This window comes from Microbacterium profundi (assembly GCF_000763375.1).
GTDB classification, from domain to species: Bacteria; Actinomycetota; Actinomycetes; order Actinomycetales; family Microbacteriaceae; genus Microbacterium; species Microbacterium profundi.
Genome location: NZ_JPSY01000001.1, coordinates 299306 through 322529, shown reverse-complemented (window position 1 = coordinate 322529; position 23224 = coordinate 299306). Strand labels below are relative to the sequence as shown.

At 64.0% G+C, this 23224-nt stretch carries 20 protein-coding genes; 9 read left to right on the top strand and 11 right to left on the bottom strand.

Annotated elements, in window-relative coordinates:
* Positions 1 to 8 precede the first annotated feature (8 nt).
* Positions 9 to 1763, bottom strand: a complete 1755-nt coding sequence (locus tag JF52_RS0101540) for a DUF4012 domain-containing protein (RefSeq protein WP_033104766.1) — start codon at positions 1761 to 1763, stop codon at positions 9 to 11.
* Between the two features lie 67 nt (positions 1764 to 1830).
* Here JF52_RS0101540 and JF52_RS0101535 point away from each other — a divergent pair, with 67 nt between their 5' ends.
* A complete protein-coding gene (locus tag JF52_RS0101535; protein ID WP_033104765.1) occupies positions 1831 to 2904 on the top strand; it encodes a glycosyltransferase in 1074 nt (357 codons plus the stop codon).
* A 45-nt stretch (positions 2905 to 2949) separates the two neighbouring features.
* Here the strand turns inward: JF52_RS0101535 and JF52_RS0101530 are convergent, their stop codons facing one another.
* From JF52_RS0101530 to rfbA, 3 genes are read right to left on the bottom strand one after another with little or no spacing between them, the layout of a single operon-like run.
* Positions 2950 to 4362 (bottom strand): sugar nucleotide-binding protein, encoded by a 1413-nt coding sequence (locus tag JF52_RS0101530; RefSeq protein WP_033104764.1) that lies wholly within the window; start codon positions 4360 to 4362, stop codon positions 2950 to 2952.
* Positions 4359 to 5357, bottom strand: a complete 999-nt coding sequence (rfbB, locus tag JF52_RS0101525; RefSeq protein ID WP_033104763.1) for a dTDP-glucose 4,6-dehydratase — start codon at positions 5355 to 5357, stop codon at positions 4359 to 4361. Before rfbB ends, JF52_RS0101530 begins: the two co-directional genes overlap by 4 nt.
* Complete coding sequence (gene rfbA, locus JF52_RS0101520; RefSeq protein ID WP_033104762.1) at positions 5354 to 6226, bottom strand: glucose-1-phosphate thymidylyltransferase RfbA; 873 nt, start codon at positions 6224 to 6226, stop codon at positions 5354 to 5356. Before rfbA ends, rfbB begins: the two co-directional genes overlap by 4 nt.
* Before the next feature lie 135 nt (positions 6227 to 6361).
* Here rfbA and JF52_RS16380 point away from each other — a divergent pair, with 135 nt between their 5' ends.
* The 4 genes from JF52_RS16380 to JF52_RS0101495 all read left to right on the top strand — a co-directional run bounded on the left by JF52_RS16380 (position 6362) and on the right by JF52_RS0101495 (position 12489).
* On the top strand, positions 6362 to 8803 hold the full coding sequence (locus JF52_RS16380; RefSeq protein WP_052166674.1) for an FG-GAP repeat domain-containing protein: 2442 nt from the start codon (positions 6362 to 6364) through the stop codon (positions 8801 to 8803).
* 88 nt (positions 8804 to 8891) lie between these two features.
* The gene (locus JF52_RS0101505) at positions 8892 to 9794 is read left to right on the top strand and encodes an ABC transporter permease (RefSeq protein ID WP_033104761.1); all 903 of its coding nucleotides are present in this window, start codon (positions 8892 to 8894) and stop codon (positions 9792 to 9794) included.
* Positions 9791 to 10528: an ABC transporter ATP-binding protein gene (locus tag JF52_RS0101500; RefSeq protein ID WP_033104760.1), complete on the top strand. Its 738-nt coding sequence runs from the start codon at positions 9791 to 9793 to the stop codon at positions 10526 to 10528. The genes JF52_RS0101505 and JF52_RS0101500 overlap by 4 nt, the downstream gene beginning before the upstream one ends.
* On the top strand, positions 10525 to 12489 hold the full coding sequence (locus JF52_RS0101495; protein WP_033104759.1) for a DUF6541 family protein: 1965 nt from the start codon (positions 10525 to 10527) through the stop codon (positions 12487 to 12489). The genes JF52_RS0101500 and JF52_RS0101495 overlap by 4 nt, the downstream gene beginning before the upstream one ends.
* Here the strand turns inward: JF52_RS0101495 and JF52_RS0101490 are convergent.
* Both JF52_RS0101490 and JF52_RS0101485 read right to left on the bottom strand, forming a co-directional pair.
* A complete protein-coding gene (locus JF52_RS0101490; RefSeq protein WP_033104758.1) occupies positions 12486 to 12860 on the bottom strand; it encodes a DUF2304 domain-containing protein in 375 nt (124 codons plus the stop codon). The two genes, JF52_RS0101495 and JF52_RS0101490, sit on opposite strands and share 4 nt — an antisense overlap.
* Positions 12861 to 12865: 5 nt before the next feature.
* Positions 12866 to 13552, bottom strand: coding sequence for a glycosyltransferase family 2 protein (locus JF52_RS0101485; RefSeq protein ID WP_033104757.1), 687 nt, complete (start codon positions 13550 to 13552; stop codon positions 12866 to 12868).
* 80 nt (positions 13553 to 13632) lie between these two features.
* Here JF52_RS0101485 and JF52_RS0101480 point away from each other — a divergent pair, with 80 nt between their 5' ends.
* The 4 genes from JF52_RS0101480 to JF52_RS0101465 all read left to right on the top strand — a co-directional run bounded on the left by JF52_RS0101480 (position 13633) and on the right by JF52_RS0101465 (position 18138).
* Positions 13633 to 14244: an acyltransferase gene (locus tag JF52_RS0101480; protein WP_033104756.1), complete on the top strand. Its 612-nt coding sequence runs from the start codon at positions 13633 to 13635 to the stop codon at positions 14242 to 14244.
* Positions 14241 to 15338, top strand: a complete 1098-nt coding sequence (locus JF52_RS0101475; protein ID WP_033104755.1) for a DegT/DnrJ/EryC1/StrS family aminotransferase — start codon at positions 14241 to 14243, stop codon at positions 15336 to 15338. Before JF52_RS0101480 ends, JF52_RS0101475 begins: the two co-directional genes overlap by 4 nt.
* Entirely contained in the window at positions 15338 to 16339 is a 1002-nt protein-coding gene (locus JF52_RS0101470) for a Gfo/Idh/MocA family protein (protein WP_033104754.1), read from the top strand. The genes JF52_RS0101475 and JF52_RS0101470 overlap by 1 nt, the downstream gene beginning before the upstream one ends.
* A gap of 74 nt (positions 16340 to 16413) precedes the next feature.
* Positions 16414 to 18138, top strand: coding sequence for an ABC transporter ATP-binding protein (locus JF52_RS0101465; protein WP_235272306.1), 1725 nt, complete (start codon positions 16414 to 16416; stop codon positions 18136 to 18138).
* Between the two features lie 7 nt (positions 18139 to 18145).
* On the opposite strand, the gene JF52_RS0101460 is transcribed toward JF52_RS0101465, so the two are convergent.
* The 5 genes from JF52_RS0101460 to JF52_RS0101440 form a co-directional block, all read right to left on the bottom strand.
* Positions 18146 to 19267 (bottom strand): glycosyltransferase family A protein, encoded by a 1122-nt coding sequence (locus JF52_RS0101460; RefSeq protein ID WP_052166673.1) that lies wholly within the window; start codon positions 19265 to 19267, stop codon positions 18146 to 18148.
* Positions 19264 to 20394 carry a glycosyltransferase family 2 protein gene (locus JF52_RS0101455; protein WP_052166672.1) on the bottom strand — a complete coding sequence of 377 codons (1131 nt, stop codon included), beginning with the start codon at positions 20392 to 20394 and terminating at the stop codon, positions 19264 to 19266. The genes JF52_RS0101460 and JF52_RS0101455 overlap by 4 nt, the downstream gene beginning before the upstream one ends.
* Before the next feature lie 24 nt (positions 20395 to 20418).
* Positions 20419 to 21480, bottom strand: coding sequence for a glycosyltransferase (locus JF52_RS0101450; protein ID WP_033104752.1), 1062 nt, complete (start codon positions 21478 to 21480; stop codon positions 20419 to 20421).
* A 230-nt stretch (positions 21481 to 21710) separates the two neighbouring features.
* On the bottom strand, positions 21711 to 22736 hold the full coding sequence (locus JF52_RS0101445) for a DDE-type integrase/transposase/recombinase (RefSeq protein WP_152594792.1): 1026 nt from the start codon (positions 22734 to 22736) through the stop codon (positions 21711 to 21713).
* Positions 22737 to 22738: 2 nt separating this feature from the next.
* Positions 22739 to 23143, bottom strand: a complete 405-nt coding sequence (locus tag JF52_RS0101440; protein WP_033104751.1) for a hypothetical protein — start codon at positions 23141 to 23143, stop codon at positions 22739 to 22741.
* Positions 23144 to 23224 lie beyond the last annotated feature (81 nt).

Below are 23224 nucleotides of genomic sequence, written 5' to 3'. Positions count from 1 at the left end.
GTCTGCTGCTACGAGCAGTCGAGGTCGCCTGTCGTCGTCTCCGGTTCCTCGATCATGGGGGTGTGCTGCACCCTGGTGACGCGTTCGGCGGTGCCGGCGAATGAGACGGTGATCGTGGTCGACTCGCCGGGTGCCAGCAGCACGTCGAGCTGAACGATCTCGCGGGTACCGAGCGTCGTCGTCTGCGCGTCTTCGGCTTCGTCGCCGTCACGATCGGTCGATCGCAGCGTCGCACCCTCGGGGCCGTACACGGCGACGAGCGTCCGGACATCGCCCGGATCGATCTCCCCTCCGCCGCCCGTCACGGATTCCGGCAGTGTCTCCGCAGCATCCTGGGGCGCATCATTGGTCCAGGTCACCTGCACCTGGGTCGCCCGCTCTCCTCGGCATTCTCCGACGGCGGTGCTGATCGCGGCGGCGGTGTGGAAGTCCATCTTCCCGCCGGTCGCGTCGTTGAAGAGCACGCCGACGTTGGCGCCGCGTTCGCCGTCGACAGGAAGTGCGCCGCCGAGAGACGACGCGGCGAGAAGTCGCTGTTCCTCTGGGTGCGCACTCCAGACACGGATGCGGTCTTCGTCCGCCGAGGCGGAGAGCGCTCCGATGATCTTCTGCGGCTGCGTGCTGCTCAGCGAGGCGACCAGCACCGCATTCGCCGCCTGCACGAAGACGTCGTTCGACTGATTCGGATCGGTGACGCTCGTGTACATCTCGGAGAGGAGGATGGGCAGGATGCTGTCGGCATCGGCGGTGAACGGGCCGAAGGAGACCTCGCCTGTTGCATCGGTCAGGTACTTCGCGACGACGGCGTCGATCGCGATCACTCCGTCGATGCTCTGCCCGAAGCGCTGTTGCCAGCGCAGTGCGAGAATCGGCCCGGCCTCGGTGAAGTCGGGGATGCTGGTGATGTCCTGCACGGCGACGCCGGGACGATCCCCGAACAGCGCGATCGTGGATTCACTCAACGGCAGGGGCGACTCGAGCCCGGGGAAGTCCCGGGTGGAGGCCTGCTGCACGATCGTGATCTTGCCGCCCTCGGCGTGCAGCAGCGTCAGCGACCTGACGATGCCGCCGCTCGAGCGCAGTTCCGCGTTGTCCTGCATCACGACGAGGTAATTGCGCGGGGTGTCTCCGCCGAGCATCGTCGGCAGCACGACGGAGGCGCCGTGGATCGCACCGACGGCGGTGGCGGTCTTCGTCACGACGTCGCGCATGTCGCGGACGGCGTCCGCGAACGGCGTGAGCGCGGCACCGGCATCGATCTGCTGCGCCCTGATCTCTGCGGCGGCGAGCGTCGCGCTTGCGGCAGCGAGAGGCTCCTCGGCAGCGGCGAGGGGGGAGTAGTCGATCGATGCTCCGCTGACGCCGAGACCGGCGAGATCGACGTCGCCGGCGATCCCCAGCAATGGGGTCACCGCATCCGTGGCTATGCTGTCCGCGATCTCTGCGATCTCTCGCATCGCCGTGAAATTCTGGCCCACCCAGGGGACGAACTCGAATCCGCGCCAGATGGGATCGGAGGTGAGATCGCGTGCGGACGCTGCGTGCTGCGCGATGCGAGGTGCCACCAGCTCTGCCCTCGCGAGATTCTGCTCTGCGATCGAGGTGCGCAGCTGCGAGGTCGAGGTCGCGACGCCTTGCAGCTCGCTGGCGGCACTGAATCCTCGGATGACGACCCAGCCGGTCGCGAGCACGAGCAGCGTCACGACGGTGACGATGCTCCATCGGATCCACCGGCGCGGCACGGGAAGTCGACCGTCGCTCATCTCTGCATTCAAGCATGGACCGGCGTCACTCGCGGGTTTTCCTGGACGTCGCGGATACTCTGAGGTTATGGGTGCCCAGTTGCGTGTCGTTCTCGACCAGATCACACAGGTCATAGACACCGATCAGGCGGGCGCGGCGCTGGATCTGACAGCCGGCCTGCTCGCCACGGCACCGTCGGGATGCACGGTGGAGGCCATCGTTCCTGCCGGGGGAGTGGCCGATCTGGTCGGACTCGCAGGAACGCGCACCCTTCCGCTGGGTCGGCGTGAGCTCGCCGGATCCTGGCAGCTGGGAATCGTGCCAGGCGTCGGCCGCGGACTCATCCACGCGCCGACGCTCATGGCTCCGCTCGTCAAGCACGATCGGCTGCACGACGACGACCAGGTCGCGGTGACCGTCTGGGATCTGCGCGCGTGGGAAGCGCCGGAACTGATATCGAAAGGCGCTGTCGCGTGGCAGCGCGGGATGCTGCACCGCGCGGCAAGGCATGCGGACGCCGTGGTCGTTCCCTCTCACTCCATGGCGGAAAGGATCGGTTCGTTCGCGAAACTCGGTGATCGGGTGCGGGTGATCTCGGGTGCGGCTCCGGACGGGTTCGCCGTTCCTCTCGATGCCGTCGAGCGACGCGTTGCGCTGTCGCTGCCGGAACGCTATGTCGTGCTCACCGGTTCGGCCGAGAGCCTGGAAGCGGGCTTCCGTGCAGCTGCGGCCGCCGACATCGATGCCGTCGTTCTGGATGCCGCCGATGGCGCGGAGCCGCGACTGGCGGAGATCGCCTCTGCCGTCGGGCTGCCGGAGCGTCGCGCACACGTGCGCGGCACACTCCCTGCCGAAGACCGTGCCGCCGTGTTGGCCGGCGCCTCAGCGTTCGTCGCGACCAGTGCTCTGTCGGCATGGCCGTGGCGCGCGATGGAGGCCATGTCCTTGGGCGTGCCGCTTGTCGCGGTCGACAGTGGAGTGCACCGCGATGTCATCGCGGAAGGTGGTTCGCTGGTCTCGACCGATGAGCTTTCCGATGCGCTCACGGATGCTGTCGGGGGCGGCGCTGCGCGACTGCGGGTGCTCGCGGGCGACAGGGCGCGGGCGTTCTCGTGGGCAAGTTCCGCGGAGCGGGTCTGGGCGCTGCACGCGGATCTCTGACTCGAATCCCGCTCGTTCGCTTCGAGCCGACCTGCAGCTTGGGGTTCAGCCGGCGAGATATGCCGCGAGAGCGTCGCCGCCGTCGCGTGGTGTGAAGCCGGTCGCGGTGATCTTGGTCAGCTCCAGCACGCTGTTCAGTGGGCGGGGGGAGACCGGAGTGGTGGCGTTCGCGAAGTAGGTCGCGGTGGTGACGTCGCTCACGCGTGAAGGGTCGTTCTCGGTCAGTCGGAAGACCTCGCGGGCGATGTCCGCCCAGGAGAGTTCAGGGCCGGCACACGTGACGTTGTAGGTGCCGTAGTCGGCACTCACCTCGAGCAGGTGCACGATCGCGTCCGCGATGTCGGTCGTGAATGTCAGTCGTCCGATCTGGTCGCTGACGACGCTCGGATCGATGCCGCGTTCGGCGAGTGAGGCCATGGTGCGGACGAAGTTCTTGCCTTCGCCGATCACCCACGACGTGCGCACGATGTAGTGCCGTGACGCGGTCTGGGCGGCCAGGTCGCCGGCGGCTTTGGACTGCCCGTATACGCCGAGCGGCGCGAACGCGGCGTCTTCGGTGTAGGCGCCGTCCTCAGTGCCGTCGAACACGTAGTCGCTCGAGATGTGCACGAGTGTGATGCGGTTCTCATTCGCGATGCGTGCGAGGGCCGCGACGGCCACAGCATTCGCCTGCCATGCGGCAGCACGCCCTTCTGGCGTCTCTGCGGCATCGACGGCCGTGTACGCGGCGGCGTTGATGATCGTGCCGTAGTCGCGCCAGCGTCGTGCCCGCGCGATGTCGGGGGCTGTGACGTCGAGCTCGGCACGGGTGGCGTACTCGATGTGCGCGGCATCTCCGAGACGAGCACGCAGTGCGCGACCGAGCTGCCCGCCTGCACCGAGCACCAGCGTCTTGCGTGGGGGGATAGGTGCGACGTCGGCGAGGCGCGGGTGGGCTTTGTCCTTCTCGGAGATCTCGAGTTCGCTGAGCGGGATCGGCCACTCGATGGCGACCGTCTCGTCTGCGAGGTTGAGGAACGCGTATTCGGCGGCGGGCGACCAGTGGTCGTTCACGAGGTAGGCGTATGCCGTGTCGGGTGCGAGTGTCTGGTACGAGTTGCCGACTCCGCGGGGCACGAAGATCGCTCTCGAGGGGTCGATCTCGGTCGTGAAGACGGCGCCGAAGCTGGGGCCCTCGCGGAGGTCCACCCAGGCACCGAAGATGCGTCCGGTCGCGACCGAGACCCACTTGTCCCACGGTTCGGCGTGGATGCCGCGGGTCGTGCCGACCTCGTCGTTGAAGGAGATGTTGTTCTGCACCGGACCGAAGTCGTCCAGCCCGAGTGCGGTCATCTTCTCGCGCTGCCAGTTCTCCTTGAACCAGCCGCGCGAGTCGCCATGCACGGGCAGCTCGAACAGCACCAGCCCGGGGATCGGCGTCTCGATGCGCTGCAGCGGCTTGCCGAAGATGTCGCTCACTGGCCTTTCCCCGCGTAGAACGCCTCGGTGGCGTCCTTGCTGGGCGCCCACCAGTCCTCGTTCGCGCGGTACCAGTCGATCGTCGCGGCAAGGCCCGACTCAAAATCCCCGAACGAGGGTGTCCAGCCGAGTTCCGTGCGCAGTTTGGTCGAATCGATCGCGTAGCGCAGGTCGTGCCCGGCGCGGTCGGTGACGTGGTCGTACGCGTTTGCGGGCTCACCCATGGTGGTGAGGATCAACTCGACGACGTCCTTGTTGTTCTTCTCCCCGTCGGCGCCGATCAGGTACGTCTCGCCATTGACGCCCTTGTCGAGGATGGTCAGCACGGCGGAAGAGTGGTCATCGGCGTGGATCCAGTCGCGCACGTTCTCGCCGGCGCCGTAGAGCTTGGGGCGGATGCCGCGGATCACGTTCGTGATCTGACGCGGGATGAACTTCTCCACATGCTGGTAGGGGCCGTAGTTGTTCGAACAGTTCGAGATCGTCGCCCGCACTCCGAACGAGCGCACCCATGCGCGCACCAGCAGGTCACTGCCAGCCTTCGTCGAGGAGTACGGCGATGACGGGTTGTACGGCGTGGTCTCGGTGAACCGCTCCGGGTCATCCAGTTCAAGATCGCCGTACACCTCATCGGTGGAGATGTGATGCAGACGGGTGTCGTGGCGGCGCGCTGCCTCGAGCAGCGTGTACGTACCGACGATGTTCGTGTCCAGGAACGGACGCGGATCATGCAGCGAGTTGTCATTGTGCGACTCCGCCGCATAATGCACCACCGCGTCCGTGTTCGCGAAGAGTTCGTCCACGAGAGGCGCATCCGTGATGTCGCCATGCACGAACGCGACGCGGTCTTCCGGCAGCCCGGCGAGAGATGCCCGGTTGCCGGCATAGGTCAGCGCGTCGAGGACGGTCACATGGTGGTCGGTGTTCTCGACGACATGGTGGACGAAGTTCGAGCCGATGAAGCCGGCTCCTCCGGTGACGAGCAGACGGCTCATGCGTGTCCTCTTTTGAGCAGGTTGAGCAGATACGTGCCGTAACCCGACTTGACGAGTTTCTCCGCACGCGCGCGCAGCTCGTCATCCGTGAGGTATCCCTGGCGCCAGGCCACTTCCTCCGGAGCACCGATCTTCAATGCCGTGCGACGCTCCATCGTGCGCACGTAGTCGGCGGCGTCCGTCATCTGATCGAATGTCCCGGTGTCCAACCACGCGGTCCCACGCGGCAGCACCTCCACCTGCAGCTTGTCCCGCTCCAGATAGGCACGGTTGATATCAGTGATCTCATACTCTCCGCGCGCACTCGGCTCGAGGTTCTGTGCAATCGCCACCACGTCGTTGTCGTAGAAGTACAGGCCGGGCACCGCGTAGTTGCTCTTCGGGGACGCGGGCTTCTCCTCCAGAGAGATCGCCTTGCCCTCACCGTCGAACTCGACCACACCGTACGCCTGAGGCTCAGCGACCCAGTATGCGAAGATCGCACCACCATCGATGTCGGAGAACCTCTTCAGCTGAGTGCCGAGGCCCGGTCCGTACAGCAGGTTGTCACCGAGCACGAGGGCCACGCTGTCATCGCCGATGAAGTCCGCGCCGATCGTGAACGCCTGCGCCAACCCGTCTGGGGAAGACTGCTGCGCGAAAGTAAGATTGATCCCGAACTGCGAACCATCGCCCAGCAGGCGCGTGAAGTGCTCCGCATCGTGCGGCGTCGTGATGACCAGGATGTCCCGGATGCCCGCGAGCATCAGTGTCGACAACGGGTAGTAGATCATCGGCTTGTCGTACACCGGGATCAGCTGCTTCGAGACGCCGAGAGTGATCGGGTGCAGCCGAGTACCCGAGCCGCCCGCGAGAATAATGCCCTTCACGAGTCCATCGTGGCACATGGATCGCGCGAGTCGTGAAGCTGGTGAGAGACGGTGAATCCGCGCGACACGCGGCGTTTCTCTCCAGTTTCTCTGGTCGCAGTGGCATCATCCCGTAACTTCCGCCACACTAGTCACATGTCTCGACCTGCCCCACGCTCTCGAAACGCGCTCAACATCGCGCGATTCCTCACCGTCCTCGTTGCTGTGACGGCTGTCGTGGTCGGCACTGTCGCGCCGGTGACGGTGGCCACGGCATCCGCCGCTCAGGGTACGTCGGTGAATCTCGCGCGTACGGCCGGCGACCCGGCGCAGGCGGGAATCGTCAAGTCGTCGCTTGCCGGCTTCAGCGCCGGCAACATCATCAGCGATGCCGTGTTCACCAACAAGAGCACGATGACGGAAGCGCAGATACAGACCTTCTTCAACGGCAAGGTCTCGCGGTGCCAATCCGGATACGTGTGCCTGAAAGACTTCAAGATCAGCTCAGTGAACCGTCCGGCCGACGCGTACTGCAGCGGATACACGGGAGCTGCCAACGAGACGGCGGCGCGGATCATCTATCGGGTCGCCCAGTCCTGCAACATCAACCCGCAGGTGTTGATCGTCATGCTCCAGAAGGAGCAGGCACTCGTCACTCACACATGGCCGAGTCAGTGGCGCTATGACATGGCGCTCGGCCAGGGCTGCCCGGACACAGCACCGTGCGATCCGAACTTCGTCGGATTCTTCCACCAGATCTACGGCGCCGCGCGCCAGATGCAGATCTACATGGAGGGCGAGTGGTTCCAGTGGTATGCGCCAGGAAACACCTGGAATCTTCGATACCACCCGAACGCGGCTTGCGGGTCGTCCCCCGTGTATGTCGCGAACAAGGCGACCTCGGCGCTGTACTACTACACGCCCTACCAGCCCAACGCCGCGGCGCTTGCGGCAGGCTACGGTGAGGCGAACAACGCCTGCTCGAGCTACGGCAACCGAAACTTCTACAACTACTTCACCGACTGGTTCGGGTCGACGCAGACACCGGCGGCGCCGCAAGGCCCATCACTGGCCTCGATCAATCTCTCTTCGTATGTGACCGCAATCGATGGTGCGGGAACCCTCTGGGGCTACCCGTTCTCCAAGGGCGCATGGGGCGCGCGCAAGCAGTTGGCCAGCGGCCTGGGCACTTCGGCATCCGTGATGATGACCGGTGATCTCGACGGCGATGGTAATCGCGATGCTGTACTGCGGCAGGGTGCAAAGGTCTCAGTGATGCGCGGCACGCCGGCCGGCCTGACGAATGCACAGGCGCTGGGCGTTGACTGGAGCGCCCAGGCGCTCTCGACCGCGGCCGGTGACCTCGATGGAGACGGCGTGCCGGATATCCTCACGACGAACGCGGGCGGCGAACTCCTGTTGTGGCGTGGCGACGACCGAGGCGGACTTCGGGCCGGCCAGCGGATCGGCTGGGGATGGTCATCGATGAATCTGCTGATCGGCGGGCTCGATCTCGACGGTGATGCAGACCCGGATCTCGTGACACGCGACACCTCTGGACGCCTCTGGGCGTACTACGGCAACGGTAACAGCGGCTGGAAGGGGCAACAGCAGATCGGTCAGGGATGGGGCGGGATGAACGCGATCCTCACACCCGGCGACTTCACGGGAGATGGAAACGCCGATCTGATGGGTCGCAGCGCCAACGGTGACCTCTGGCTCTATCCGGGAAACGGTGCGGGCGGTATCACCTCTTCCGGCAAAATCGGCAATGGGTGGAGCGGATTCAGCGCGCTCGCGAGCTCTGGTGAGCCGGTGACAGGTCCGCGATCGCTCGCAGCTGGCCTCGGCGACGTGGATCGCGATGGAGCACTGGACGTCGCGGCGCTCACGGCGCAGGGGACGCTTCAGCTATACCGCGGCACAGGTAGCGGCGGGTGGCGCGGTAGCAGTCAGATTTCCAGCGGATGGGCTGCCGCGGACCGACCGCTCGCCGTAGGCGATTTCGACGGTAACGGATATCGCGATCTTGGGCGGATCACGGCGGCCGGAGCATTCCTGCTGTACGCAGGACAACCTTCCGGCGGATATGCACAGCCCGTGACCATCGGAAACGGGTGGAACACTCTTTCGATGGTGGTCGGTGGCCTGGACTACGACGGCGATCGCATCCCCGATGTCATCGGGAGAGACAGCACGGGCGCACTCTTTCTCTATCGGGGTAACGGCAGCGGAGGCTGGACCAGCGGGCGCACGGCTATCGGCTATGGATGGGGGGGATTCGATCTCGCCATCAACGCCGGTGACTTCAACGGTGACGGCCATGCTGACCTGATTGCACGAGGCTCGGACTCAAACCTCTGGATCTACCCGACGAATGGTGACGGCGGCTGGGGTACGCCACGTCAGATCGGATATGGTTGGGGCGGCTTCAACGCGCTCGTCGGCTCTGGTGATTTCGACGGGAACGGCACTGGTGATGTGATTGCCCGCTCGAAGACTGGCGACCTTCACCTCTTCCGAGGTGATGGCAGCGGCGGATGGAGCTCGAGCGGAGTCATCGGCTGGGGCTGGGCTGGATTCTCCGCACTGATCTGATGTTGTGCCTCCTCAGCTGCATCCAAGCCGTGTCATAGGATGATGGGATGTGCGTGACGTCCGTCATCGCTGTTGAATGAGTGGGCCAGTGACAGATACCCGAGATCTTTTCGCCGTCGTCCCGCGTTCCGAGTTCGAAGTCCCCGGTAAGAGCCGCGGTCTGATCGATGTCGTGCGCTGGCGATACCTGTTGTATCTGCTGGTGAAGACCGGAGTCACCACCCGGTACCGCAACTCGGTGCTCGGCTGGACCTGGTCGTACGTGCGCCCCGGCGCGCAGTTCCTCGTGTTCTGGGTCGTCCTCGGTCTGTTCATGAACCTCGAACGAGGCGTTCCGAACTATGCGGTGTACTTGTTCTCCGGCATCGTCGTGATCAACCTGTTCTCAGAGGCGTTCAAGAATGCGACGACCTCGATAGTCGGCAACGCCCCGCTCGTGCGAAAGGTGTTCCTTCCTCGCCAGCTCTTCGCGGTCTCAGCGGTGTTCGTAGCCTTCATTCATTTCCTCCCGCAGCTCGGGTTGCTGCTGATCGTCTGCCTGTTCATGGGCTGGATCGTCAATATCACGATCATGTCTGTCCTGGCAGTCCTCGCCGGGATCATCATCGTGTCGCTGTTCGCGCTCGGCACCGGCCTCTTCTTCGGTGCGCTGAATGTCCGCTACCGCGACTCGGAGAACATCGTCGAGCTCCTGTTGCTGCTCGCCACCTGGGCGTCGCCGGTGCTCTACGCCTGGACGATGGTTCAGGAGGCTGTCGACAAGCTCGGCTGGCCGCAGTGGATCGTCGATCTGTACATGCTCAACCCGATCACCCACGGCGTCGAACTGTTCCACTACGCGTTCTGGCGGCCCGTGACGGAGACCACGCTCACCATGCCCCCCAATCTCGCGTGGAACACGCTGTGGACATTCGTGATCGCGGTCGCGACGCTGCTGATCGGACAATTCGTCTTCCGACGCCTCGAGGGAAGGTTCGCGCAAGACCTATGAGCACCACGACCACTTCGCGCCCCAGCATCATCGTCGACGGCGTACGCAAGACATTCACTCTCAACCACGCCTTCTCCTTCAAGGACACGGTGGTGTCTTGGATAAAGCGTCAGAAGACGACCAGCACCTTCGAGGCGCTCAAGGGAATCGACCTCGTGATCAACGAGGGCGAATCGGTTGCGATCCTCGGACTGAACGGCTCCGGGAAATCAACACTTCTGAAGCTCGTCTCCGGTGTCATGGAGCCAGATGACGGGCAGGTGCTCACGCGTGGCCGCGTGGCGGGACTGATCGAGGTGGGCGCGGGCTTCCATCCGGAGCTCTCCGGTCGCGAGAACGTCTTCCTGAACGCCGCGATCCTCGGGATGCAGAGCAAGGAGATCGAAGAGCGCTACGACGAGATCGTCGCGTTCAGCGAGATCGAGAAGTTCATCGACCAGGAAGTCAAACACTATTCCTCCGGTATGTTCATGCGGCTGGCTTTCTCGGTCGCGATCCATGTCGAACTCGACGTTCTGCTCGTGGATGAGATCCTCTCGGTCGGTGATGCACCGTTCCGAGAGAAGTGCCGGCTGAAGTTCGCTGAGCTCATCGAGAAGCAGAAGACCCTTGTGGTGGTCAGTCACGATATGGAGATGGTGCGAGAACTCTGCGCACGAGGCGTGGTGATCAACAAAGGCGAGGTCATCTACGACGGTGACATCGAAGGCGCCATCGCCTTGGTCGACGAATGATCACCGATTGGATCGCACAGTCCGGGCTGATCGGCCTGGCACTTCTCGTCATCTTCGGGCCGGGACTGCTGATCGGGACAGGACTGCGACTGCGCGGTCTGGCTCTCTGGGCAGCAGCTCCGGGAGTTTCGGTCGGGTTGCTCTCGCTCCTCGCGATCGTGTTCTCGTACGTCGGCGTGCGATGGGGGCATCTCAGCGTCGGAATCGCCGTCCTCATCACCGGCGCAGTCGTATGGGGTGCGTCGCTGCTCGTCGGGCGCAGCCGCTGGAGGGCGCTGCGGCGGCCCCCGCACGCGGCATCCATGACATTGCTGGTCGCCGGCCTTGTAGTCGGTGTTGGCCTAAATGCGGCGCGCTTACTGACGTACATCGGGCTGCCGACGGCGATCTCGCAGACGAACGACGCAGTTTTCCACCTCAACGCGCTGCGGTGGATAGCCGAAACAGGTTCCGCATCCTCGTTGGATCTCACGGGAGTGATCAGCGGCAGCACGTTCTACCCTTCCGCCTGGCACGCCGTTGCCTCCCTCGTGGCGCTGGACACCGAGCTGATCCCGGTCGCGGCCAATGTCGTGGCGCTCGTGATCGCCGCCGTCATCTGGCCGCTGGGCATCGCATTTCTGGCACGTGTGATCAGCCGAGGCGACGCGCTCATCACTGCTTTGGCTGCCGCACTCTCGGCCGCCCTGATGGCATTTCCCCAGCTCATGTTCGAGTGGGGCGTGCTCTATCCCTATGCCCTCTCGGTCGCGATCGTTCCCACCGCAGTCGCACTGACGATCATGACGGTGCGGTCGTGGGCCGGCGTTCGCGGCGCTGACCGGATCCGAGTGAGTGCGGGCACCGGAGTCGCCGCGATCTTCACCGTGGTGGCGACCACGCTGTCACAGCCGTCATCCGTTCTGGTCTGGGCGGTGCTCGTGATGTTGTGGGTCACCGGGGCGCTCTATGCTGCGCGACGGCGCGCGACGGCACGTGGACGTGCATGGATCGTGGCGACCATCATCGTCGGATGGATCGCAGTCGCTGTCGTCTGGGTCGTACTGGTGTACCTGGCCGGTGCCGTGCTCTGGAGGGCGTACCGTAGCCCGCTGGCTGCGGCCGCCGATGTCCTGCTCAACAGCCACTCGCTGCTTCCTCCTGCCATCGGCATGAGTGTGCTGCTTCTCGTGGGTCTGGTGCTGGCTGTCCGCGGGAGCCGTTTGCGCTGGGTCGCCATCGCCTGGGTGGGTGCGTCGATGCTCTACATCATCAGCGTCAGCACCGACCTCCGCGTGATCAAGCGACTGCTGACCGGTCCTTGGTACGGCGACTCATTCCGCCTCGCGGCGATCGTGCCGATTATCGTCGTCCCACTTGCGGCCATCGGACTTGCGGCCATCGTCCGCAGAGTCGCGACGATTGCTGCCACGACCGACGTCGCGACACGGCGTCGACCGGCACTGGCACTCGCAGCCATGGCAGTCATCGCCATCACCGGGGCTGTGAGCGTGGCCGTGAGCCCCGTCATCCTGCTGCGGGTCGCCGCAGAGACCGACGAACAATCGCGATACACGATGAACGATCGCAGCTACCTGTCCGCTGACGAGTACGAACTCCTGAGACGACTGCCCGGGTTGGTGCCCGAGGATGCTCTGCTCATCGCCAATCCGTCAACGGGCGCCGCCTTCGCCTTCGTGCTGGGTGAGCGCGACATCGTCCCGCGCACCTGGTCGCCGCCGCAGTCGACCGCGTGGGACACCATCGCGACTGACCTGCGCGATGCCGGCGAGGACGCGGCGGTATGCAAGGCGCTTGCCGCATACGGTCAGCCCGCGTATGTGCTCGACTTCGGCATCGGCGGCACCGGTCCAGGTGAATACCTGATGCCTGGGATGACCGACTTCGATGATCAGCCGGGCTTCGAGGAGATTGAGACGCAGGGAGACGCGAGTCTCTGGCGGATCACCGCCTGCGACTAGGCGTCGTCGCGGGGATGCGCGTTCCCGGCCGAATCCGCGTCCTCATCGGTCGAGGCCTGGAGCAAAGCGAGCCTACGTGCGAGAAGCGTGAGGCGACGCTGCTGAGCCGCATTTCGTCGCGACTGCGTGTAGACGAAGACGAGGAACATCAGCACGAGCGCATACAGCAGCAGATCAGTGCCTCGCCCCACCCCGACGAGATTCGCCACCCACGTCAGCCACTGCGGAAACAGGATCGAGAGGATTGCGACCAACACGAATGCCCCGTAGAGCAGACGGCGGATGGCCAAGTGGCTGTCCGCACCGGTGCGACGCATGAAGACGGCGCCGATGATGATGACAGCGGCGATGAGAACGATCTGGATCCACATGGCGTTCACCGGATGACCAGGTCTACGAGGATGTTGACTGCATTGAGCACCGATTGGCCCTTCGATTTCGAATAGTCGGTGTAGAGGAGCTCGACCGGATATTCAGTCCATGGGAGCCCGGTGTCTCCGAGCTGGAGCACGATCTCGGTGGCGTGAGCCATGCGATCCTGCTTCAACTGGATGTGCGTCGCGGCATCGCGTCGGATGACGCGCAGCCCATTGTGCGCGTCGGTGAGTTTGACGCTGGTGGTGAGATTGGTCACCCATACCGCGGTCTTGAGGATGACGTGCTTCATCCACCCAGGCCTCGTGCGGTCATCGAGGAATCTCGATCCGAACACGATAGCCGCATTGCTCTCACGGGCGATCGCGACCATGCCTGCGGCATCTTCCACTCGATGCTGTCCGTCGGCGTCGAACGTCACTATGTACTCGCATCCGAGGCGAGAGAGGGCGTAGTCGATGCCTGTCTGCAGAGCGGCACCCTGTCCGAGATTGATCGGGTGCTCGACGATATGGGCACCGGCGCGGCGAGCGACGTCAGCGGAGCCGTCCGTCGAACCGTCGTCGATGCACACCACGTTCGGGAACCGGGGCAGTAGCCCCGCGATCACGCCGGCGATCACCGTGGCCTCGTTATACAGCGGAACGACGATCCACGTGTGGGTGTCGGAGGTTGCGGGGTTGGTCACTGTTCCATCCTCTCAGGAAACCGTTGAGGGAGCGGATAGGATGGCGTAGCCCCTTTTCTGACACTGCGAGGAGATCCCGTATGGCCTCACCGGCTGGTGTGCGAATCGTAGATTCGGCCGATGTCTCACCTGAAGCCACGATCGGTTCGGGAAGTTCGATCTGGCATCTTGCACAGGTCCGTGAGGGCGTCTCGATGGGTGAGAACTGCATCGTCGGGCGTGGTGCCTATGTGGGTACTGGAGTTGTCATGGGTGACAACTGCAAAGTGCAGAATTACGCGCTCGTCTATGAGCCGGCGAAGCTTGCCGATGGCGTCTTCATCGGCCCGGCTGTGGTCCTCACGAATGACACGTATCCGCGCGCGATCAATGAAGATGGTTCGCTCAAGAGTGCGCATGATTGGGAACCGGTCGGCGTGACGATCGGGCGTGGCGCGGCGATCGGTGCGCGTGCGACATGTGTCGCCCCGGTGACGATCGGTGCCTGGGCGACGGTGGCTGCTGGCGCGGTCGTGGTGAAAGATGTCCCGGCTTATGCGTTGGTCGCCGGTGTACCGGCGCGGCGTATCGGCTGGGTGGGCGAGTCCGGTGTGCCGTTGACAGCCGGTGATGACGACAACACGTGGGTGTGTCCTTCGACGGGTGCGCGTTTTGTTGAGACTGATGGAATATTGATCAAGGAGTCTGTGTGAGCGAGTTCATTCCCCCGGCGAAGCCGATCATCGGTGATGAGGAGCGCGAGGCGGTCGACCGCGTTCTGCGCAGCGGCATGGTCGCTCAGGGGCCGGAGGTCGCGGCGTTCGAGCAGGAGTTCTCGGCGCACTTCGTGCCTGGTCGGCCGTCGGTCGCCGTGAATTCGGGCACGGCAGGTCTGCACCTGGGGCTGCTCGCTGCTGGTGTCGGCCCGGGCGATGAGGTCATCGTGCCGTCGTTCACGTTCGCGGCGACGGGGAACTCGGTTGCGCTCACGGGTGCGACGCCGGTGTTCGTCGACATCGAGCCGGACACGTTCTCTCTCGACCCCGAAGCGGTCGCCGCGGCGATCACGCCGAAGACCAAGGGCATCCTTCCGGTGCACCTGTATGGGCACCCGGCCAGGATGCGGGAGTTGGAGGTTCTGGCTGCGGCGCGGGGTGTGGCGTTGTATGAGGATGCGGCGCAGGCGCACGGGGCGGCACTCGATGGCCGTCCGGTGGGTTCGTTCGGTGAGTTCGCGATGTTCAGCCTGTATCCGACGAAGAACATGACCAGTGGTGAGGGCGGGATGGTGACGGCCGCGAATGAGCAGATCGCCCGCCGCCTGCGGTTGCTGCGCAACCAGGGCATGGAGCGCCAGTACGAGAACGAGATCATCGGCTTCAATGCCCGGATGACCGATATCCATGCGGCGATCGGGCGTGTGCAGTTGACGAAGGTCGACGCGTGGACGAAGACGCGTCAGGCGAATGCGGCTTTCCTGGACGCGCACCTGCACGGTGTCGTCATACCTCCGGTGGCGGAGGGTGCGGTGCATGTGTATCACCAGTACACGGTGCGTGTTCCGGAGGATCGGGACGGGTTCGTGGCGGCGTTGAAGACCGAGCACAATGTGGGTGCGGGTGTGTATTACCCGATCCCGAACCACCGCCTCCCGTCGCTGGCGCCGTTCGCGCCGGGCCTGGACCTGCCCGAGACGGAACGTGGCGCACGTGAGGTCGCTTCACTCCCGGTGCACCCGTCGCTGTCCCAGGACGACCTCGACCGCATCGTCGAAGCGGTCAACACCGTTGCAGGAGCCGGCGCCTGATGGCTGATCTGCGCGTGGGCCTGCTGGGCGTGGGCATGATGGGGCGTCACCACGCCCGCGTCATCCGCGAGGTCGAGGGTGTGGATCTGGTGGCGATCGCCGATCCTGGCGGCGACCCGCACAACGTTGCCGGCAAGCTTCCCATCCTTGCGAACATCGAGGCGCTGATCGATGCAGGCATCGACATCGCTGTGGTCGCCGTTCCGACCGCGTTCCACGAGGATGCGGCGTTGAAGCTCGCTGAGGCCGGTGTCCACACTCTGGTCGAGAAGCCCATTGCGCACAGCATCGAAGCAGGTCAGCGCATGGTGGCTGCCTTCGCCGCGAAGGGCCTGATCGGTGCCGTCGGGCACGTCGAGCGCTTCAATCCGGCGCTGCAGGAGATGCGACGGCGCCTGGAGTCGGGCGAACTCGGCGAGGTCTACCAGATCGCCACCCGGCGTCAGAGCACATTTCCAGCCCGCATCGCAGATGTCGGCGTTGCGAAGGACCTCGCATCCCACGACATCGACCTGACGAGTTGGGTCGCCCAGAGCGAGTACACCAGCGTGTTCGCGCAGATCGCGCACAAGAGCGGCCGCGAGTACGAGGACATGATCACCGTGACCGGACGCCTCGCGAATGGCGTGATCGTGAATCATCTCGTGAATTGGCTCTCTCCGATGAAGGAGCGTGTCACTGTCGTCACCGGCGATCGAGGCACGTTCATCGCAGACACGGCGACGGGAGACCTCACCTTCTTCGCGAACGGCACCATTCCGCTGGAATGGGAGTCGATCTCGTCGTTCCGTGGCGTGTCCGAGGGAGACATCACGCGCTATTCCTTCGCCAAGCGCGAGCCGCTGCGCGTCGAACACGAGGCATTCCGCGATGCCGTCCTTGGTCTGCCGAGCGACGTCGTCACGATGGAGCAGGGCTTGCGAACTCTCACAGTCGTGGAGGGTGCGCTGTCGTCGGCTGACACTGGTCAGTCGACGACATTCCAGGCGCCGCAGCGATGAAGGGGATTTGGCCGGTCCTCCGCGACCTTCTACCGCTGCTTCCCCTGGGAGCTCAGAGGTACTTCGTCGGTTACATGGTGGCCACGACACTGATCACAGCGCTGGACGTCGTCGCGATGTCGCTTCTCGCCGTGATCATCGGACCCGCGGTCTCCGGCGGCAGCATCACGCTTCCAGTGATCGGCGAGGTCACTCCCGAGATGATTCCGCTGTTTGCTCTCGGAGCATGTCTCCTCATCATCACCAAGTCCGTTCTCTCGGTCGCCCTGCATTGGTTCGCCACTCGTCGCTTTGCGAAGTACGAGTTGGAGATCGGCGATCGGATGTTCAAGGCGTACATCAACTCGAGCTGGGAAGAACGCTCAAAGCGCACCGTCGCCGAGATCACGCGAATCGCTGATGGTGGGATCGCCAACACCATGTCCGGCTTCCTGTTGCCGCTCATGCGCATCCCGAGCTCCGTGTTCACCTTCGTGCTCATCATCGTCGTGCTCTTCGTCGTCGATCCGGTCACCTCGATCATCGCGTTGGTCTATCTTCTGCTGGTCACTTTGATCGTGCACCGCTTTGTAACACGGCGAGCACTGGAAGCGGCACTGGTCAACCGCAACTACAGCTATCGCGTGGCGATTCTGATGACTGAGATGATGGAGGCGCTCAAGGAGCTCAGCCTGCGCAATCGACTCGACGACGTCTCGAACCTGGTTGCGGATAATCGCAAGCACTCGGTACGGGCGAGGGCGAACTCGTCATTCCTCGGCGTGATCCCGGGCTTCGCCTTCGAAGCCGCATTGATCGGTGGTGTCCTCATCATCGGTGGTGCCGCGTTCGCACAGGGCGGGATCACTGCAGCGCTCTCCTCTGTCGCCCTGTTCGCGGCAACCGGCTTCCGGCTCATTCCCGCGATCACGGGCATCCAAGGCGGAATCGTGCAGGGTGTTGCGAGCATTCCGTCTGCGACCGATGTCATCGGTGATCTGAAGGCCGCGGAAGACGATATGAAGGTCTCCCAGACTCCGGCTGACACGGCTCAGCTGGACGAGAGCCCGCGTGAACTGCGTCTGTCAGACGTGCGTTTCCGCTATCCCAAGGCGGATGAGGACGTCATTCGAGGTCTGTCGTTGTCGATCCCTCTTGGAAGCTCCGTCGGTATCGTCGGCCCATCCGGCGCGGGAAAGTCCACTCTTATCGATCTACTTCTCGGTCTCAGCCAGGCGACGTCCGGGGAGATCGCGATCGACGGCGACCCGCTCCCCACCGTGCTGCGTCAGTGGCGCGGTCGGGTGGGCTACGTACCGCAGAAAGTCGCGCTCTTCGACGCCACGATCGCTCAGAACGTTGCGCTCACCTGGACTGACGAGATCGATCGCGACCGCGTTGTGTCGGCGCTGAAGCGCGCACAGCTGGGATCGTTGATCGAATCCCGCGCGGGTGGCATAGACGAGCGGATCGGTGAGCGCGGCGTCTCACTCTCCGGCGGTCAACAGCAGCGCCTTGGAATCGCGCGCGCTCTTTATACGGATCCGCTGGTTCTGGTTCTTGACGAGGCGACGAGCTCTCTGGATACGAAGACTGAAGATGAGGTCACCAAGGCAATTCGTGCGCTGCAGGGCGAAGTCACACTGATTTCCGTGGCGCACAGGCTCTCGACCATCAAGGAATACGATCGCATCTGCTACATGGATGACGGGGTCATCGCTGCGCAGGGAACTTTCCGAGAGGTGGCGTCTACGCTTCCTGCCTTTGCCGAGCAGGTTCTGCTCGCAGGGCTGGGCGGCGAGCTCCGCGACAACATCTGACCGGGATTCAAAGCGGCGACTGGTCCAGTTTGCTGGTCCGGTTGGCCGCATTGAACAGCCTGATCATGGCGTGTCGATGGAGCGAGCGGATCGGATTCGGTGTGAGGAGCGCACCGAACGATCGCTGGTTCCACCGGTCGTGAGCGAGAATCTGGATGCGTTCTGGCGACGGCTTCTCCGAGAATGCTTCCTGAAGGATACGGTGGTCCACGCGTGAAAGCAGAGCCGGTGCGCCTGGTGCCATCCGACGCAGCCGGTCGAACACCTCCTGCAGAGCCGACTGATGCGGACCAAGCCCTTCATCACTCAATGCCCGTGTGGCGACCGCATCGAGGAAATGGATGCGAAGTATCTTCACGATGAGCGCGACTCGGTCCGACCGCCTCATCGTGCTGAACCACGGCGCAGCTTCGATCGCATCGACGAAGGCGAAGTCTTCCGCCACCGCGCGCGGTGCAGAGGTCACACGATCGACCGCGTCCTCGTGACATAGATAGGCAGGCCCCTCGAGGTCCACTGCGATTTCACTGCCGGTGAACCACAGCTCTGCGGAATAGGCGATGTCCTCACCAGAAGCAAGCCCTTCAGCGAACCGCAGCCGATTGAAGCGCCTTCGGTCGATCAGTCCCAGCGGAGCGGTTCGATAGCTGAGGCGATCCCGGTCAGCGTTGAGCCGCCGGGTGCGTCGGCCGCCACGCAGCGGCGGCAAGGGGTTCATCGGTCGTCCGATGATGATGACCTTCGGGATCACGGTAGTCGCGCCTGTTTCCGCTTGCACGGCGAGCCAAGAATCCAGCGCCCCAGGAGCGAATTCGTCGTCGGAGCCGAGAAGCGAGACGAACGGTGCAGTGGAGTGATCGAACCCTAGATTCATGGGGCCGGCGGGCGACGCTATCCCGTCTTGCAACGAAAGCAAGCGGAGGCGGGGGTGATCTGCGAACTCGCCCAGATTCGCACGGATCTTCTCTGGGTCGACGTTGTGCGCGACCACGTTGACGGACACCGGCGACGACGTGTGAGTGAGAATGGAAGAGACAGCCCGCCGAATCGGGCGAGAGGTCGTGTGCACGGCGATGGTGACGTCGACGAGTGCCTCGGGGAACTGCTCATCGTGAGTCGGCTCAGTCATATTGCATCTCGGGTTTCATGCGTGTTCACCGCATCCGGTCGGGTGCGGTGCCGTGCTGAGAGGGATCGTGCACCCGCAGCAAGAGTGCGCAGCGGCGCCTGGGGAGCCAGGATCAGAGCGGGATTGCGCGGCAGCAGCGCAGCCAGGGAGCGGTAATTCCAGCGAGCTGCCAGAAGCGGCACGTACTCCTGCGACTCGATGGCTCCTGTGCGAAGGGCGTCGATCACATGACGATCGGCACGGGACAGCATCCGGAGCACGCCGGGAGCCATTCGTTCGAGTCGATCGAGGACTTTGATGAGGTCGCCACGCTCAACTGCGACTCCGGGGTCGATGACGCGAGCAGCGATCGCGTCGAACACGTGGATGCGAATGAACTTCACCACGAGCGCGCGGCGGTCGGCGCGAGAAAGCCCGGCGAACCACGGTGCGCCTTCGATCTCATCGAGGAACGCAAAATCCTCGACCAGCGGCCGTGGAGCCGACGTCACGCGGTCGATCGCGTCGTCGTGGCCGAGGTAGGCCGGTCCGTGCAGATCATAGGCGATCGTGCCGCCGGTGAGCCACAGGGCGCTCGCGTAGGCAAGATCCTCCCCAGAGGCCAGACCTTCGCTCAGACGAAGATCGCCGAATCGTGCTCGCTGGACAAGCCCGAGGGGTGCACTGCGGTAGTGGAGGCGGTCCTTGCGGGCGTGCAACTTCGTCGTCCGTCGACCATTACGCACTGGCGGGTACGGGTCGTACACGCCAGTGGAGAGGCGTATGCGCGCAATCACCACGGACGCCCGCGTGGATCGCTGAAGCTCGAGCCAGGAATCCAGGGCACCCGGCTCGAGTTCGTCATCAGAACCGAGAAGCGAGTGAAATGGTGCCGACGCGTGTTCCATGCCGAGGTTCATGGGCCCAGCTGGCGAACTGATGTTGTCGCGCAGCGCAAGAAGCCGAACGTCGGGATGATTAGCGAACTCACCCAGATTGGCGCGAATGATCTCCGGGTCGATGTTGTGGGCAACCACGGTGACGCGCACGGCTGCACGCGTATGGTCGATGACCGACGCGACAGCGCGTGCGATCGGCCTTGTCGCGGAATGGACTGCGATGGTCACATCGACGGTCGGGTTTCTCATACTCGCTTCGATCAGGGACACGGATCACGCCACGGTCGCGCGCAGCGTCCGAAACGGCGCTTGTCGGTGCAGTGCCAGTAACGGATTTCGCGGTAGCAATGCACTCGGGCTGCGCCCCCAGCGCGCCGAAAGGAGCCACATGATGTGTTCCGGAGTCACTGGTTCTGCTCGGATCGCGTCGATGACGGCGCGATCGGTCCTCGACATCAGCGAAAGCGATCCTGGCGCGAAGCTCTCGATCTTTGCGAGCACTCGGTCGAGGTCCGCGCGGTGGGCGCCGATTCCTTCCGGGGACTGCAACCGCAACAACACGGCATCGAAGAAATGCATGCGGAGTGTCTTCACGCCGAGGGCGCGGAGCTGCGCCTTGCTGAGACGCGGGAACCACTCGGCGGCCGTGATCGCATTCAGGAAGGCAAAATCCTGTTCGACGGTGCGTGCAGCGAAAGTGACGCGATCGCCGCCGTCTTCGTGCACGATGTAGCCCGGCGTGTTGCGATCGTACGCGATACGCGAGCCCGTGAACCATAGTGTCGCGGTGAACTCGAGATCCTCTCCTGAACCCAGTCCCGGCGTGAAGCGCAGATTCCCGAAGTCTTTCCTCGATATGAGTCCCAGGGGGGCGCTGCGGTAGGCCAACCGATCTTTCACCGGGTCAAGGTCGACAGTTCGCCCCCGCCGCGTCGGCGGGTGCGGGTCGGGGCCGCTGTTCTGCCTGTCGATTCGTGCGAGTACGGTGCTGGCGTTGTGAGTCTTCGCGATTCGGAGCCATGAGTCGATTGCACCGACGGCGATCTCATCATCGGAACCGAGGAGGGAGACGTACGGTGCAGCGGCCTCATCGAGTCCCATATTCATCGGGCCAGCAGGTGAGTGAATGCCGTCATTCAGCGAGAGGACTCGCACGTCATCACGTTTCGCATAGACACCGAGCTTGTGACCGATCAACTCAGGATCAATATTGTGCGCGACGACGATGACGCGAACGGCGGCTTTCGTCCCGTCTGTCACCGATGCCACTGCACGCATGATCGGACGGGCTTCGGAATGCACGGGGATCACCACGTCTACATCGAACTCGCTCACCGGAATGATCCTACGTGGTCGCGACTACAAGCAGCCAACTTGGACTGCCGATGTGATTGGTAGGATCGACGGTGATCTGACAATCCTTGATCTGGACAGGAACCCCACCCTGCACGCTTCTGCGACTCTCGCTCAGCCGACGTCTCGACTGGACTCACTCACTGGACTCCGCTGGTGGGCGGCATTTGTGGTCTTCCTTTACCACCCGAGCGATGTCAAGCTGTGTGGAGTCACGCGGCCTTGTTTTGTGGTTTCTCGTTGGGCAGGTTGATCCCGACCGTGCCAGCGGGTGTGGGTGTGCTCGGGCGGGCGCGGAAGCGTTCCGGGTGCGCCTCGAAGTAGCGTTGCAGGGCGTGTTCGCGTGTCTGCCAGGCCTCGCGCCAGGATCCATCGTGGACCTGGGACGGGGAGAACAACGCGATACCGGAGTGCTTGTGCTCCTGGTTGTACCAGGGCACGTACTCGCCGAGATATGCCCTGGCGGAGTCGAGGTCGGCGAAGACTTTCGGGTAGCCCGGCCGGTACTTCATGGTCCGGAATCCCGCCTCGCTGAAGGGGTTGTCATCGGACACGTACGGCCGGCTGTGTGACAGTTCAGTGCCGTGCTGCTCTTTCAGGAAGTCTCGCAGCAGGTTCGATTTCATCGCGGCGCCGTTGTCGGCGTGCACGATGCACGGCGTGCCGTGCATGGCGATCGCCTGCGCGAACATCTCGACGGCGAGGTGGTCGGCCTCACGGTCCTCGACCCGCCATCCGACGATCTCACGGGAGAAGATGTCGGTGATCTTGTACGCCTTGAACACCACCCCACGCCACGGCGAGTACAGGTCACTGATATCCCACGTCCAAACCTGCCCGGGGCCGGTCGCCTTCAGCACGGGTTTGTTCCGCGGCGCCGTGCGCTCCTTACGAGCCGGGACCTTCGGGCGCAGCATCTGGTCCTCGATCTCCGCTGCGATCCGCCACCAGGTGCGGCGGGAGCCGAGCATGATCCCTTGGTCCCATGCCGAGGCGAACGCGTGATCGACGGAGTTCTGTCCCGCCCACCCGGACAGGATGTGCTCGGTGATCTTCTCCCGGTCCGGCTCGCTGATCCGCGACTGGTACGCCCGCTCGGTCTGCGGGATCGGATCGGCGACCCGGTCCCGCGGGTGCTGCCGGTAGTGCCACGTCGACCGGGACACCCCCGTCAGCTCCAGCGCCTGCCGCTGGGATCCGGTGATCCCGACCAACTCCGCCACGAGGTCGTTCTCCATGCTCAGGAACTCGACGGATCGGTCGTCGTCGGGATCTCGGCGGGCTCTGGCTCGCTCATCGCGTGCAAGAGCCCGATAGCTTTTCCCAGCGCATCGTTGGTGTCCTCCAGCTCCCGCACCCGCGCGGTCAACCGCGTCACCTCGTTCTCATGCGCGGCGCGTTCTCTCGCACGCTGCTTCTCCAGCGCGGTGCGCTTGCTCGGTGGGATCGTCATACCACTACCTTCTCGCGGGACCAGCCCCCGGTCGAGGTCACCCTCGAACACCGCGTCGCGCCACCGCCGCAGCCGGGCATACGACACGCCCCGCGCGGCGAGCCACGGCCGCTTCTGACCGTGCGGCTGCACCTGATACTCGTGCACGATCTCACGGATCTCCATGGCCGTGAACCCTGGACTGACAGTCATCACCCTGACTCCCTACTGATCATGAACGACTCACAACCAGCTTGACAAAGAGGGACCTGAACAATTTTGCGCCGTTACCGC